This is a genomic window from Stenotrophomonas maltophilia group sp. Smal13 (assembly GCF_030236855.1).
GTDB lineage: Bacteria > Pseudomonadota > Gammaproteobacteria > Xanthomonadales > Xanthomonadaceae > Stenotrophomonas > Stenotrophomonas maltophilia_A.
This window is the reverse complement of the sequence record NZ_JASJSQ010000031.1, coordinates 1-14,155: the sequence shown is the minus strand read 5'-3', so window position 1 is coordinate 14,155 and position 14,155 is coordinate 1. Positions and strand designations below refer to the sequence as shown.

Genomic DNA, 14,155 nt, shown 5'->3' with positions numbered 1-14,155 from the left:
CCACATTCACGTCTCAGGATGTGAGACACCGCACACGGAGCGCGTGAATCGTTCAGTGCTCCCGTCCCGTGGTATCGCCGCATCTCCCCTGGCTGAACAGCTGCCAGGGGAGCAACGAAATCTGAAGCCCGTATCCGTATCCTTGGGTGCTGGACGCAACCAACAGGGTGGATGGCTGTGGCACGACGTGGAACGCAGGGAGCCGTCCTGGCCAGCATGCTGCTGGCCGGTATCGCGCAGGCGCAGCAGGCCACGCCGGTAGCGGTGCCCGACCCAGCGCCCGAACCTCCTGCAGATGCGCCGGCGGCAACCACCGCGCCGATCTCCACCACCCTGCCGCAGGACAACGTCACCACCCTTGGCGAAGTGCGTGCGCTCAAGCCCGAAGACGAGCCGCTGGATCTGTACCGTTTCAAGAACCCGGTGAAGTTCGGCGACAACCGCTTCAGTCGCGACTGGAGCGAACCGCCGTCGCCGGAGCAGGTCAGCATGGGCGGTGGTTACATCATGATGGGCGTGGTCAAGGGTGTGATGGCGGCGGCCAAGGGGATCAACAAACTCACCGGCGGACCGGCGCAGATCCAGGCCGCCGTGGCGCGGCCACCGCCGGAGCTCAGTGCCGAACAGCAGCAGCGTGCGCTGCGGTTCTCCCAGGAGCAGGATGCCGGCGATGCACCGCCGGTGAAGTAGGCCGGTATATCCTGCCGGCTCCCCACCGGTAGTGCTGCCATGTTCCTGCGTTCGATCTGCCTGCTGGCCGCATCGCTGCCGGCGTCCGCCTTCGCTGATGGCATCGCCGGTGATGGCGCCTGCCGCAATGGCGCGTTTCCCTCTGAACAGAGCCGGTTCGCCCTGGCGCGGGTGGTCGATGCGCCCCGTCTGTACCTGCTTGGCGACATGGACGGCTGCCCGGCGAAGGGCGAACCGGCCTGCCGACAGCGCAGCTATGTGGTCAATGGCGATACCGTGGTGACCGGGCGTGATCTTGGCCGCTACCGCTGCGCGTTCTTCCCGAACAAGGTGGGTGGCAGTGCTGGCTGGGTGGACCGCAGCAAGCTGCAGGCGTTGCCGGTGGTCGTGCCGTCGCTGCAGGATTGGGCGGGCCACTGGAAGGACGGCGACAACGGCCTGCGCATCACCGTGCAGGGCGGGCAGCTGCATGTGGAGGGTGACGCCTACTGGCCCTCCGCCAACCCCACGCCGGAGCAGCGTCCCTACGGGCCGAACATGGGCCAGGTGGAAGCGCGCGCGGTGCCGCGTGGTGCCGATGTCGAGTTTGTAGAGGACACCTGCAAGGTGCGCGTGCATTCGCTGGGGGAGGTGCTGATCGTGGCCGACAACAGCGAATGCGGTGGCATGAACGTGCGCTTCAACGGCGTGTACCGGCGCGCCGGCACGCGTTGACCCCGCGGAAAGGCGCCAACCAAGGTTGGCATCTACCAGGGCAACCGGCCAGTAGATCCACGCCATGCGTGGATGATGTCCGCGATCCAATCGATGGGCTCAGCGTCGCCGTTCCAGCCACCACAGCAGCGATGCGCACAACACGAACGCCAGCCACCATGGCCAGCGTAGGCCTGCCACGGGTTGCATCACTGACGCGTCTGCCGGCGTTCTGGCGGCCAGTGCACGCGTGGTCGCATCGATCATCGCCTGCCGATGCAGCGTCGGTGCATCGTTCGGATCGAACACATAGCGCCAGACAACGCTGCCGCCATGCTGCAGGCGCTGCCAGCCTGCCTCACGGGGCCACCAGCCGACGCAGTGCAGCGTCGACGTCGCGCCATCGACGATCAGGGGTACATCGTCGCCACGCTTGTTGAAGACCTGCAGCGGCGCCTGCACACCGCACAGCGATTGTCGTTCGCCTGCCCAGCCGATCGGCTGCGGTGACCACAGCGCATCAGCGCTGCCCTGTGCACGTGCCAGCGTGGCCACCACGCCGCTCCACAGTTCGCCGTGGCGATCGTCGCGCCCGGCCAGTACCCAGCGCCAGCTGTCGGTCAGCGGCAGCAGGCCGATGCGGCCCTTGCCGGCAGCGCGCCAGCCACCGACAGCCTTGCCCGTGCCATCCTGCAGCAGGGCGGTGCTGCCCGGTGCCTGCAGCGCGAGTGCTTCCAGCGCAGGCAGGGGAGCATTGTGCGAGCTGCGGTCAGCCTCTTCGCCGTAGCCGGTTGGCAGCGTACCCGCGGCGAGCGGGCCACGCCGTGCAGCGAGGACCGCGCTGTCGCCGTCGCCGGGAAGTTCGAGGGTGCGGCTGCTTCCATCGCCCTGCACCGGCAGGCCCAGATCGCGGAGGCGCTGGCGCGCGCTGGCCGAAGGTGCGCCCGCACTGCGTACCAGCACGCCCAGTCCCTCGCGCAACGCCTGCCGCACGGCAGCCAGCTGGCCGGCACTCAATGCGGCCAGGCTGCGCTCGTCCAGCAACAGCAGATCGCTGCGCGCGAGTGACGCCGCATCCAGCGCGACCGCGCCATCTCCCACGCTGACACCCGCCCCGGTATCGGCCTGCACCTGCACGCGGATGCCGGCATCGGCCGCCCAACGCCGCAGGTACTTCAGCTCTGGACCCGGCGCACTGGCGCGCACCAGCAGGCGCAGCGGTGCGGCCGGCAGGGTCTGCTGCGGTACCGGTACGCTGTCCACCACATGGCCGTCGGCATCGAGCAGGCGCAGCTGGAACACGCTGCGGCCCTCGGCGCGGGCGATGCCGCTGAGCTTCACGCGCCCGTCCTCGGCAACGTCCGTGCGATCAACCACGCTGTCGGCGGGGTCAAGCAGCACTGCTTTCGCTTTGGCCGCGCCACGCGCCTGTGCCTGGACGTCAAAACGAGCACCGGGAGCGACATCGGCCGGTGGTTGCAGTGCGATCCAGCCGCGCGGCTCCGGTGCGGCCTGCCAACGTACATCCGGTGGCAGCAGCGCGTCACGGTCACGTGCGGCCAGGCCCGCACCGACCAGTGTCAGTGTGGACGCCGGATGCTGGCGCAGCGCGGTGGCCAGGTCGGGAACGCGCTGTGCGCCGGGAATGTCGGCAGCTTCGGGCAAAAGCAACAGCGGGCCTTCGCTGGCCGGGAGCGCGCCGGCCTTGCCGGCATCGGTTCCGAGCACGACCAGCCCGCCTGCGGGTTGCTGGCGGGTGGGCGGTACCAGGCAGAAATACAGCAGCGCGGCGACGATGATCTGCAGTGCGATCAAGATCCACCGGCGGCCGGGGTGCGCGGTGTCTCCACGCAGCTGGCGCACGCTGGCGATGACCACGATCAGGGCGAGTGCCAGCGCAATCCACAGGTTCACAGCGGAGGCGTTCATGGCTGCGCCTCCAGCGCATCAAGGTACCGCTGCCCCATCGCATCGGCGGCACTGCGCCGCATCACCTGCGGCAGCGGACGCTGCAGCGCCCGCCACAACTGTGCACGCAGGCGCTGGCGACAGTCGTGGCAACCGGGCTCGATGCGCAGCTGCTCGATGGCCGCAGCCAGATCGAGTGCATCGGGCAGGTAGGCCGCGTTGCGCTGCTGCCAGGTCGCGAGCGCGTCCAGATCCGGCGCGCCGGTGTCGTCGCCGAGACGCTGCCAGGCTTCGACGATGGCCGGATCGGGCGGGGTGCGGGCGGCCAGCGGCAGTTCACGACTGGCCAGCCCGGCACGGTCACCGCCGAGGCGGCGGCCTTCATCGATCGGTGGCAGCTCCGGTCCGACACGGGCCAGATAGATGCGCTCGGCCTGCTGCACCTGCTTGATGAAGCCCAATGCCTTGTAGGCAAACGGAAGCGCCTGCTCCGGTCGGCCCTGGCGCAGCTCGCCTTCGGCCGACCACATCTGGTCAAGCGCCGCCTTCAGCGTGGCACGGGTCTGCGGATCGAGCAGAGTGGCCGCCTCGGCATGGTCATGGGTGTGTCCATATTCCGAGAGCACGTCGGTGGCGCTGCCGAACACCGGCGGCGTATCGGCATTGGTCGCCTTGCCGCCGTGATCGTGGTCATGCTCATCGTGCGCTCCGGCCTCGGCGCCATGGTCGTGATCGTCGTCGTGATCGTGGTCGTCTGCGGCGGGCGTATCGCTGGTGGGCGTATCGCTGGTGGGCAGGTCGCTGGTCGGCGGTGGCTTCGGCGCACCTTCGCTTTCCTCACCCAGGAACTGGCCGTAGCGCAGGCGCAGGATACGCTGGTCGACACCGATCGCATCGCTGCGCTTCACGAAGTCCTCGGCGGCCAGGCTGCGTCGTTGCCGGATCAGCGCTTCGGCATCGATGATGATCTGCCGCTGGCTGCGGAAGTAGGCCGGCAGGGTCTTCTTGATGCGGCCTTCCAGCTCTGCACCGAGTGTGACTTCGGTGCTGGGCAGGCGCAGGATCACGCTGCTGCTGCGCCCGGTCTGCGGCGTGGGCGCATGGTTGTCGCGCACTTCCAGCTGGGCGATGACATCGTTGCCGGGCTGTGCGCCCAGCGCAGCAAGATCAAGGGTGTGGGCGAAACGCCGCGCGGTGGCTTCGCCGCTGCCGGCAAGCGTGACGCTGCGCTTCACGAAGGTGATGTTCTCACCGCTGCCCTGGGTGGTGGTGATCGACAGCGTTGCCTGCGCCGCGACACCGTAATCGTCGCTGGCCTCGAAGCGCAGCGCCCATTGCCGTTGCCCGGGCGTGCCCAGCACCAGGCTGGCGGCCGGCTCCAGCACGCGCACGCTGGGCGCGCGGTCGGCCACTACATCCAGCCGATGCAGGCGGGTTTCGGCCAGCGCCGGTTCGCTCACCACGCGGTACAGCACCGGTGTGCGTGCCACATCCTGCGCCTGCCACTGACCTTCGTGCTCGCTCAGCTGCAACCGTCGACCATCGTGGAACTGCAGCCATGCCTTGGCCGGTGCGTGGTCGAAGCGCAACGACCACGACAGCCGGCTGTCGGCGGCGACCTTGGCATCCAGTGCGTTCTGGGTGAGCGTGGACTGGCCGGTATAAGCCGGTGCGTCGATGCGCAGGCGGGTGGACTGCAGGTGCAGTGGGCCCGCGGCAGCCGTACTGCCTGGTGCCGACGTGCGAGCAGGCGCGGAACCGGGATTCGAACGTGGCCAGCCGACTGCCAGTGCAACGATGGCCAGGCCTGCGATCCCGCACAACGCCAATGCCCCACGCGGCCAGCGCGGACGCAGTTCCGGCATCGCGCGTTCAAGCGTGGCCAGCACATGCACACGCTGGCGCTGCTGCAGCGGATTGAGCGTGGTGGCGTCGGCGAACAGCAGATCGGCGCTGTCTTCGCTCGTACCGCTGCCATCGAGTTGGCGCTGCAGCCACTGGCGGTCCAGCTGGCGGGCACGTGCAGTGGCGAAGGCCGCGCAGGCGAGCAGGCTGACCGTGGCGACCACGCAGGCGATATCGAAACCGGACAGCCGCAGTGCGAGCGCCGTCGCAGCCAGCGCCCACGGCAGGCCCAGCAGCAGGGTGATGGCGGCGCGGCGACGACGCGCACGTTGCCAGGCATGCTGCAGCGTCTTCATGCGATCGCCCTGCGCCGCGCGCTGCTGGCCATCCAGCGTTCCAGTGCGAACAGCAGCACCATTGCCAGCAGAAGCCACGCCGTGGGCTCACGCACCGGCGATGCTGCGGCGGGCAGTGCAATCTGGCGCGGCGCCTGGTCCTGTGCATCGCCCACGCGTGGCGACGGCGGCGGCTGCAGGGCCAGCAGCAGGGAACGCGGCAGCTGTGGATCGCGCAGCGCGGTGTTGCTGGCGGCATCCCAATCACCCGGTAGTGACAGCAGGCGGCCAAGGCCGACACGTTGCTGCCACAACAGCGGCACGCCTTCGGCGCTGCGCAGCAGGACCTGGGCTTCCGTGGCGGGCTTGGCGGCGATCAGCACACTGCCGCCGTCGCGCAGCCAGGCCTGCCAGTTCGCCGGCAGTGCGTCGTTGCGGCTCCATACGCCGATCTCGCCGCGTTCGGGCAGGGCATCCGCCACCAGAGGAGCGAGCGGCGCCTGCACGCCCCACGCGCGCTGCAGTGCATTCAACCAGTGCTGCGCAGCGGCCGAAGCATCGCTGTGCACGCGCAGGCGCGGCGACGTTGCGGCACGCGGTTGCGCAGTGACCGGCATCGGCTGCGTGTGCCATTGCACCTCACGCGACAGCTGCAGGCGGGCGCCATCCAGGCCGGGCAGGGGATCGGGAACGTGCACGGTCAATGCGGTGCCAACGGGCAGCTGCGTGTCCAGTTCGCGCAGCAGGCTGGGCAGGGATGCGCTGGCTGCGGGGGGCGCCTGATCAATGGCCGGGAAGCCGGGTGCCAGCCAATGCCAGTTGCCATCCTTGGCCGTGCCACGCAGCGCCGTGGCATCCAGTCCCGGGGCCACCACCGTCCACGCACTGGGGGCCGGCACGGGGCCGGTCAACGCAGGCCGTGCCAGCAACAAGGCCAGCGCGGCCAGCAACAGCAGGCGCACCAGCAGCAACGGCCAGTCATCGAAGCGGATGCGCTGGCGTGGCCGGATCTGTGCGCGCAACCAGCGCAGCGCGGCGAAATCCAGCGGTGTGTACGGATGGCGGCGGGCGAGGTGGATCAGCAGCGGCAGCAGCCATGCGGCGAGCGCGGCCAGACCCAATGGGAACAGCAGGGTCATGCACCGCCCCCACGGCCAAACAGCGCCTGCAGTGGTTGGTCCAGCGGCTGGTCGAGCCAGCCGGTGGCACTGGCGATGCCGCTGGCCTGCAGGCGCGACTGCAATGCGGTACGTGCGTCAGCGAAGCGCTGCAGGTAGTCGGTGCGGATCGCCGCGCCATCGCCCAGCAGTTCCTCGCCGGTCTCCGGATCGCGGAAGCGGTGGCTGGCGTCGAATGGGAAGTCGCGTTCGTCGGCAGTCAGGATCTGCAGCAGGGCCACTTCGCGGCGCGCGCTGGCCAGTTGTTCCAGCAGCACGATGCCGGCTTCATCAAAGCCATCGCCAATGGCCAGCAGTATGTCGCCCGGACGCACGCGCTCCCACAGCGGGCGCAGGCGATCGGCCGCAGGCCAGCCACCGCGCGCCTGCAGCGCATGAAGTTGCAGATGCACGCGGTCACGCTGGCGTGCGCCGTTCGCTGCGGGCACCAGTTGCAGTCCATCGCCGTTGATCGCCAGCAGGCCGAAACGGTCGCCCTGCTGCAGGGCCAGTTCGACCACGCAGGCGGCCACGCCGCGCATGTGGTCCAGGCGCGTGCGCTGTGGTGCCGCGCGATCGGCCTGGCCGGCCGAGGCGGTGGCATCGAGCAGCAGCCAGACCGTGATCGGGCTTTCGCGTTCGGATTCGCGCACGAAGAAGCGGTCCGAGCGTGCATACAGCTTCCAGTCGATCTGGCGCAGTTCGTCGCCCGGCTCGTAGGCCCGGTACTGAGCGAACTCCAGGCCGGCACCGCGGCTGCGGCTGGCGTGCTGGCCGATGCCGCTTGCGCCGCTCGCCAGGCGCGGCCGCAACCGCAGCAGGCGCAGGCGCGCACGCAGTTCCGGTGGCAACGTCAGCGGGGCACCTGCGTTCACGCGTGGCTCAACCCGGGAACGGCACGGCCTGCAGCAGGGCGGCGACCACGTCGTCGGCACGCTTCTGCTCGGCCTCGGCGGCGAAAGACAGCAGCAGGCGATGGCGCATCACCGGTGCGGCCAGTGCCTGCACATCCTCGCGGGTGGCGGCGAAGCGGCCCTGCAGCAGTGCGCGTGCCTTCGCCGCCAGCACCAGCGACTGCCCGGCGCGCGGGCCCGCACCCCATTTCACCCACTGGTTGATCGCCGCGGGTGCGCCTTCGCCTGGGCGGCTGGCGCGAACCAGGCGGGTGATCCAGGCGAGCACATCAGGGCTGACATGCACCTGGCGTACTGCGGCCTGCAGCGCGATCACCGCTTCGGCATCCATCACCTTCGGCACCGCGTCGGTGGCACCGCCGGTGGTCTGTTCCAGGATCTGCCGTTCCTCGTCTTCGCTGGGGTAATCCACCAGCACGTGCAGCAGGAAGCGGTCCAGCTGTGCTTCCGGCAGCGGGTAGGTACCGGCCTGCTCGATCGGATTCTGCGTAGCCAGCACGAAGAATGGCGCGGGCAATGCGTAGGTGGTGCCGGCGTAGCTGACCGTGCGTTCCTGCATCGCTTCCAGCAGCGCGGCCTGGGTCTTGGGCGGGGTGCGGTTGAGTTCGTCTGCGAGCAGCAGGTGGGTGAAGATCGGGCCCTGCTGGAAACGGAAGTGGCGATGGCCGGTGCCGTGGTCTTCCTCCAGCAGCTCGGTGCCGAGGATGTCGCTGGGCATCAGGTCCGGGGTGAACTGCACGCGCCGGAACTGCAGTTCCAGCGCCTGCCCGAGCGAGCGCACCAGCAGGGTCTTGCCGAGCCCGGGCGCACCTTCCAGCAGGCAGTGGCCGCCGGCCAGCAGGCCGATCAACAGCTGCTCGACCACGGTGTTCTGGCCCACCACGGCGCGTGCAAGCGCGGCGCGCAGCGCATCCAGGCGCGGCAGCAGGGAGTCGAGGTCAGCGGTGGTCATGGGCGTGCAGGTCCTATCAATTGTTCAACGCGTACATCACGATGTTGACGCCGAAGCGGGTGTTGTCTTCGGCCAGGAAACGCTTGTTGCGCCAGTCGTAGTCCCACTCGCAGCCGTAGTCCTTGTTGCTGTAGAGCAGGCCCAGGCGGCCATCGACCTCGATGCCCTTCAGATAGTCGTGCACCAGGTCGTCGCCCCAGCCGTTGAGTTCGAAGCTGGTGGCGGGCGGGCCATCGGGGAAGCGGAAGAAGCTGCGGTACAGCGGGTGGCTGTTGGGCAGCTTCTGCAGTGCCTTGGGACCAAACAGGCGACCCATCTGCGCCTCGAACGAGGTGGCGAACAGGCCGTCGATATCATGATTGCAGTCGTCGACGAAGACGAAGCCGCCATTGCGCACGTAGCGCACGAAGTTCTGCCGCTCGGCGGCATTGAACTCCACCAGTGTGTGCCCGGCCAGGTAGCAGAACGGCGCTTCCAGCATGCGCGGGTCGGCCAGCGCCACCACGTGCTCCTGCGGATCCACGCGCAGCGAGGTGTAGTCGATCAGCGAGGTGATCAGGTTGGACGGCATGCGCGCGTCCACATCCCAGTCGCCGGAGTCGTACTGCAGGCGGGTGAACCAGAAGTCGTAGCGCGAACTGCGCGGGCCTGACTGCGCCAAGGCCGGCAGCGCCGCCGCCGAAGCGGCAGCGGCCAACCAGCGCAGGCAGGCCCGGCGATCCATCAGACCGCGTCGGACAGCGAGGTGAAGGTGAAATCGCGCAGCTTCATCGGCGGGATCATCATCACGTAGCTGGATTCATCACCGGCCACGCGCACCGGCTTGCCCAGCTCTTCGATGTTGTTGAGCATGATCACCGGCGATTCGTTGAAGCGGAAGTTCTTCACCGGGTGCTTGATCTGGCCGTTCTCGATGTAGAAGGTGCCGTCGCGGGTGAGGCCGGTCAGCAGCACGGTCTGCGGATCGACCATGCGGATGTACCAGGTACGGGTGACCAGGATGCCCTTCTGGGTGCCGCGCACCAGCTCGGCGGTGCTCTTGTCGCCACCGCTCATCAGCAGGTTGCCCGGCGTTGCCTTGGCGGTCTTGCCTTGCTTCTGCGCCCAGAAGCGTGAGTAGTCCAGGTTGGCGATCTTGCCGTTCTCGATGATGGCCATGCGCTCGCGTGGCATGCCTTCGCCGTCCCACGGCAGCACCGGTGCGTCCGGGTGCCACGGATCGGCAATCATGGTCACGCGCGGGTCGTAGACCTGCTCGCCCAGTTTGTTGCCACCGCCCTTCTTCGACAGGAAGCTGCGGCCTTCATCGGCCGAGCGTGCGCTGAAGAAGTTCATCATGAAGCTGATCAGGCCCGCGGCCGCGGCCGGTTCCAGGATCACCGTGTACTTGCCCGGCTCCAGCGCCTTGGCTTCGGCCGATTCGGTGGCCTTGCGCATGGCGATGCGGATGTCCTGGTCAGCCTTGAAGTCGGCGGCATCCTTCAGGTTGCGGCCGACCCAGCCCGAACCGCGGCCATCTTCGGTACGCACGGTGCAGGTGTAGTCGAAGTTGGTGGTGCGCTGGTAGGCGAAGTTGCCGTTGCTGTTGGCGGTGGCCTGGAAGCCCTGGCCGTCCTCGAGGAAGCCGGCGGCGATCAGGCCGTGGCCACGGCACGGGGCGATCGAATCGGCGGCGACCTTGGCGCGGAAGGCCGGATCGATCGCTGCAGTGGATTCGCTGAAGGTCGGGCTGGCGCGATAGCTCTGCTTGCCGATGGCCGGCATGAACTCCGGGTTCTCCGGCGCCAGGCGCGCCAGGTCTTCGGCGCGGCGTACCACGCGCTCCAGCGCGGCATCGTCGAACTCGTTGATCGAGGCGGTACCCACGCGCTTGCCGAAGGCGACGGTGACCGCCAGCTCGGTGTTGTCGACGATGCCGCTGGTTGAGACGTTGTTCAGCGCGAAACGGATGTTGCCGCTGATCGCGCCGGCCAGCACGGCGGTGCATTCGTCGGCCTTGGACAGGGCGATGACCTTGTCGAGGATGGCCTTGGCCTGGGCTTCGGTGAAGATACTCATGGTGTAAGGGCTCCTGACCGATCAGCCGAGGCTGCGTGCGGTGTTGATGACGTTGATGCCGTTGAAGCGCGCGGTCGACGAACCGTGCGAGACCGCCGAAACCTGGCCCGGCTGGCCCTTGCCGTCGAAGAACGAACCGCCCAGGCGGTAGTCACTCTCGTCGGCCACGGCGGTGCAGGCGTTCCAGAACTCCGGTGTGCGGATCTGGTAGGCCACGTCTTCCAGCATGCGGGTGATCTGGCCGTTCTTGATCTCGTAGAACAGCTGGCCGCCGAACTGCGCGTTGTAGCGCTGCTGGTCGATCGAGAACGAACCATCACCGATGATGTAGATGCCGTTCTCCACGTCCTTGATCAGGTCCGGCACGCTCAGCGGCTTCTTGCCCGGTGCCATCGACACGTTGGCCATGCGCTGGAACTGCACGCTGGACCACGAGTCGGCATAGCAGCAGCCGTCGGACTCGGTCTTGCCGAGGATGTGGGCCTGGTCGCGGATGGTCTGGTAATCCACCAGCTTGCCGTTGCTGATCAGGTCCCAGCGCTTGCACTTCACGCCTTCGTCGTCGTACGCCACCGCGCCGAGGCTGCCCGGCTGGGTCTTGTCGGCGAAGATGTTGACCAGCTCGCTGCCGTACTGGAAATGCTGCTCGCGCTTGTCCAGGGTGGCGAAGCTGGTGCCGGCGTAGTTGGCTTCGTAGCCGAGCACGCGGTCCAGTTCCAGCGGGTGGCCGATCGATTCGTGGATGGTCAGCCAGGTGTGCGACGGGTCGAGCACCAGATCGTACTTGCCCGGCTTCACCGACGGGGCCTTCAGCTTTTCCTGTGCCTGCTTGGCGGCGGCGATGGCATCTTCCTTCATGTTGTAGGAAGAGCTGTAGTTGACCACGCCATTCGGGCTGACCACCTTGCCGGCAGCCGCGCCGTCCAGATACTCGTAGCCCAGGCCCATCGGCGAGGACAGGCCTTCGCGGGTACGGAACTTGCCGCTGGACTTGTCGATGGCGGTGATCGTCATCGGTGCCCAGATGCGGTGCACGTCCTGGTCGATATAGGAACCATCGGTGGAGGCGAAGTACTTCTGCTCGTTGACCAGGAACAGCATCGAATTGACGAAGCTGGCGCCGGCGCCCATCGCCGCAGCGTTGACGTCCAGCAGCAGGCCGACCTTGTCCTTGATCGGCACTTCCATCGCATTCTTGCGGATTGGCGTGCGCCAGCTCACCTCACCCACGCCCGGCGCCTTGGCCAGCTGTACCGGTGCGGTCTGCACGCCGGCATTGGCCTTGGCGATTGCTGCGGCCTGCTGCGCGGCCTTGGCTACATCGGCCGTACCCAGCGCATTGGTGGCGGCGAAGCCCCAGGCACCGTTGACGATTACGCGGATGCCCACGCCGGTGGACTCGGTGTTCACCACGTTCTGCACCTTGTCCTCGCGGGTGATCACGAACTGCCGCAGGTAGCGGCCGATGCGCACGTCGCAGTAGGTGGCACCGGCCTGGCGGGCAGCGGCCAGCGCCGCATCGGCCAGGCGCTTCTTCAGCCCCAGGTCCAGCGTGCTCTGCAGTTGTTCGGCGGCAATCGCCTTGCCGAAGAAGGAAGGCACGATCAGCCCGCCCGCGGTAAGCCCGGTCAGGGCCAGGAAGTCACGTCTTTGCAAGGCTGCTCTCCATGTCGAAGGATGGGTGGCTCAAGCGCCGAGACTGCGCGCGGTGTTGATGATGTTGATGCCGTTGAAGCGGGTGGTGGACGAACCGTGCGAGACCGCCGAGACCTGGCCGGGCTGGCCCTTGCCGTCGAAGAACGAACCGCCCAGGCGGAAGTCACGCTCGTCGCAGATCGCAGTGCAGGCATTCCAGAATTCCGGCGTACGGATCTGGTAGGCCGCATCCTCGACCATGCCGGCGATCTTTCCGTCCTTGATCTGGTAGTACAGCTGGCCGCCGAACTGCGCGTTGTAGCGCTGCTGGTCGATCGAATACGACCCACGGCCGTGGATGTAGATGCCGTTCTCCACGTCCTTGATCATGTCTTCGACGCTGAGCGGCTTTTTGCCCGGCGCCAGCGAGACATTGGCCATGCGCTGGAACTGCACGCTGGACCAGGAATCGGCGTAACTGCAGCCATGCGAGGCATCGCGGCCGAGGATGTGGGCCTCATCGCGGGTGGCCTGGTAATCGACCAGGATGCCGTCGCGCACCAGATCCCAGCGCTGGGTCTTCACGCCTTCGTCGTCGTAGCCGACCGCACCGAGGCTGCCCGGTTGGGTCTTGTCGGCGAAGAAGGTGACGATGTCGCTGCCCCAGCGGAAACCGGCATCGCGCTTGTCCAGCGTGGCGAAGCTGGTGCCGGCGTAGTTGGCTTCGTAGCCGAGCACGCGGTCCAGCTCCAACGGGTGGCCAACGTTCTCGTGGATGGTCAGGAACAGGTTGGACGGGTCCAGCACCAGGTCGTACTTGCCCGGCTTCACCGACGGCGCCTTCAGTTTCTCGCGCGCGTGGCGGGCGGCGGCGATGGCGTCCTCGACCGGGTCGTAGGAATCGCGGTAGGCGGTGATGCCACCGGGCAGCTGCACCTTGCCGCGCGCATCGCCATCGAGGAACTCGTAGCCCATGCCCATCGGCGAGGACAGGCCGGCACGAGTGCGGAACCTGCCGCTGGCCTTGTCGATGGCGGTGGCAGTGAACGGCAGCCAGATGCGATGGATGTCCTGGTCGATGAACGAGCCGTCGCTGGAGGCGAAGTACTTCTGTTCATTGACCAGGAACAGGGTGGAATTGATGTAGTCGGCGCCCGCATTCAGCGCGGCGGCGTTGAGCGCCAGCAGCAGCTCGACCTTGTCCTGGATCGGCACCGCCATCGCGTTCCTGCGCACCGGGGTCTGCCAGCGCACCTCGCCCACCGACGGCGTCGGTGCCAGCTGCACCGGCCGGGTCTGGATGCCGGCGTTGGCGCGGGCAATCGCTGCGGCCTGCTCGACCGCCGCGCGCACGGCAGCCTCGGTCTGCTGGTGGGTGGCAGCGAAGCCCCAGGCGCCGTTGACGATCACCCGCACGCCGATACCGGACGATTCGCGGTTGGTCACATTGCCGACCTGGTGCTCGCGGGTGATGACCGACTGGTTGAGATAGCGGCCGATGCGCACGTCGCAGTAGCTGGCCTTGGCTGTGCGTGCGGCGGCGAGCGCAACGTCCGCCAGGCGTCTGCGCTGGGCGGTATCGACCGGGGCGAGCAGCTGCTCGGCGGCGATGGCACGGGAATGCGGCAGCAGCAGGCCCGCCAGGCCCAGACCGGAAAAAGCCAGGAACTCACGTCGTTGCACAGCGTTTCTCTCTCTCGCTTGCGTGCGGTTGGCAACGGGCCGGACCGATCACGTCAACTCCTCGACTTTCGCCAGCGCGGCGCGTCCGGGCAAGTGACTGCAGTCATGGTTGGGTGGGTTTCGGCAGGGCTTGCAGCCCCGCACCTGCTCAATGCAACGGCAACGGCAACGGCAACGGCAACGGCCAAAGCCAGAGCGGCATTCCGTGGGTTGGTGGGGCGGTGTCGGACTGCGGGGACGCCGCAAGTACGTCCCTGTAGGCTTGGCAGCCGCATCCATGCGGCT

At 67.8% G+C, this 14,155-nt stretch carries 11 protein-coding genes; 2 read left to right on the top strand and 9 right to left on the bottom strand.

Annotated features, from left to right (window positions below; translation table 11 throughout):
• Positions 1 to 171: 171 nt before the first annotated feature.
• Positions 172 to 690, top strand: a complete 519-nt coding sequence (locus QRO95_RS12205; protein WP_012509660.1) for a hypothetical protein — start codon at positions 172 to 174, stop codon at positions 688 to 690.
• A 39-nt stretch (positions 691 to 729) separates the two neighbouring features.
• Positions 730 to 1,404: a hypothetical protein gene (locus QRO95_RS12200; RefSeq protein WP_285302657.1), complete on the top strand. Its 675-nt coding sequence runs from the start codon at positions 730 to 732 to the stop codon at positions 1,402 to 1,404.
• Positions 1,405 to 1,503: 99 nt separating this feature from the next.
• On the opposite strand, the gene QRO95_RS12195 is transcribed toward QRO95_RS12200, so the two are convergent.
• The 9 genes from QRO95_RS12195 to QRO95_RS12155 are packed head-to-tail and all read right to left on the bottom strand — an operon-like array spanning position 1,504 to position 13,870.
• Positions 1,504 to 3,312: a hypothetical protein gene (locus QRO95_RS12195; protein WP_285302656.1), complete on the bottom strand. Its 1,809-nt coding sequence runs from the start codon at positions 3,310 to 3,312 to the stop codon at positions 1,504 to 1,506.
• Positions 3,309 to 5,492, bottom strand: a complete 2,184-nt coding sequence (locus tag QRO95_RS12190; protein ID WP_285302655.1) for a hypothetical protein — start codon at positions 5,490 to 5,492, stop codon at positions 3,309 to 3,311. The genes QRO95_RS12195 and QRO95_RS12190 overlap by 4 nt, the downstream gene beginning before the upstream one ends.
• Positions 5,489 to 6,610, bottom strand: coding sequence for a BatA domain-containing protein (locus QRO95_RS12185; protein ID WP_285302654.1), 1,122 nt, complete (start codon positions 6,608 to 6,610; stop codon positions 5,489 to 5,491). The genes QRO95_RS12190 and QRO95_RS12185 overlap by 4 nt, the downstream gene beginning before the upstream one ends.
• A complete protein-coding gene (locus tag QRO95_RS12180; protein ID WP_285302653.1) occupies positions 6,607 to 7,503 on the bottom strand; it encodes a DUF58 domain-containing protein in 897 nt (298 codons plus the stop codon). The genes QRO95_RS12185 and QRO95_RS12180 overlap by 4 nt, the downstream gene beginning before the upstream one ends.
• Before the next feature lie 7 nt (positions 7,504 to 7,510).
• Complete coding sequence (locus QRO95_RS12175) at positions 7,511 to 8,494, bottom strand: MoxR family ATPase (protein ID WP_285302652.1); 984 nt, start codon at positions 8,492 to 8,494, stop codon at positions 7,511 to 7,513.
• A 16-nt stretch (positions 8,495 to 8,510) separates the two neighbouring features.
• Entirely contained in the window at positions 8,511 to 9,218 is a 708-nt protein-coding gene (locus tag QRO95_RS12170) for a DUF4159 domain-containing protein (protein ID WP_032128709.1), read from the bottom strand.
• On the bottom strand, positions 9,218 to 10,552 hold the full coding sequence (locus QRO95_RS12165; RefSeq protein ID WP_019336350.1) for a TldD/PmbA family protein: 1,335 nt from the start codon (positions 10,550 to 10,552) through the stop codon (positions 9,218 to 9,220). The genes QRO95_RS12170 and QRO95_RS12165 overlap by 1 nt, the downstream gene beginning before the upstream one ends.
• Before the next feature lie 21 nt (positions 10,553 to 10,573).
• Positions 10,574 to 12,208: a TldD/PmbA family protein gene (locus tag QRO95_RS12160; RefSeq protein ID WP_180844550.1), complete on the bottom strand. Its 1,635-nt coding sequence runs from the start codon at positions 12,206 to 12,208 to the stop codon at positions 10,574 to 10,576.
• A gap of 30 nt (positions 12,209 to 12,238) precedes the next feature.
• Positions 12,239 to 13,870 carry a TldD/PmbA family protein gene (locus tag QRO95_RS12155; RefSeq protein ID WP_071228619.1) on the bottom strand — a complete coding sequence of 544 codons (1,632 nt, stop codon included), beginning with the start codon at positions 13,868 to 13,870 and terminating at the stop codon, positions 12,239 to 12,241.
• Between the last annotated feature and the right edge of the window lie 285 nt (positions 13,871 to 14,155).

Bases quoted from the DNA above. Each gene is read 5' to 3' on its own strand.
- QRO95_RS12195 (WP_285302656.1), bottom strand. From the start codon at position 3,312: ATGAACGCCTCCGCTGTGAACCTGTGGATTGCGCTGGCACTCGCCCTG.
- QRO95_RS12175 (WP_285302652.1), bottom strand. From the start codon at position 8,494: ATGACCACCGCTGACCTCGACTCCCTGCTGCCGCGCCTGGATGCGCTG.
- QRO95_RS12170 (WP_032128709.1), bottom strand. From the start codon at position 9,218: ATGGATCGCCGGGCCTGCCTGCGCTGGTTGGCCGCTGCCGCTTCGGCG.
- QRO95_RS12165 (WP_019336350.1), bottom strand. From the start codon at position 10,552: ATGAGTATCTTCACCGAAGCCCAGGCCAAGGCCATCCTCGACAAGGTC.
- QRO95_RS12190 (WP_285302655.1), bottom strand. From the start codon at position 5,492: ATGAAGACGCTGCAGCATGCCTGGCAACGTGCGCGTCGTCGCCGCGCC.
- QRO95_RS12185 (WP_285302654.1), bottom strand. From the start codon at position 6,610: ATGACCCTGCTGTTCCCATTGGGTCTGGCCGCGCTCGCCGCATGGCTG.
- QRO95_RS12200 (WP_285302657.1), top strand. From the start codon at position 730: ATGTTCCTGCGTTCGATCTGCCTGCTGGCCGCATCGCTGCCGGCGTCC.
- QRO95_RS12205 (WP_012509660.1), top strand. From the start codon at position 172: ATGGCTGTGGCACGACGTGGAACGCAGGGAGCCGTCCTGGCCAGCATG.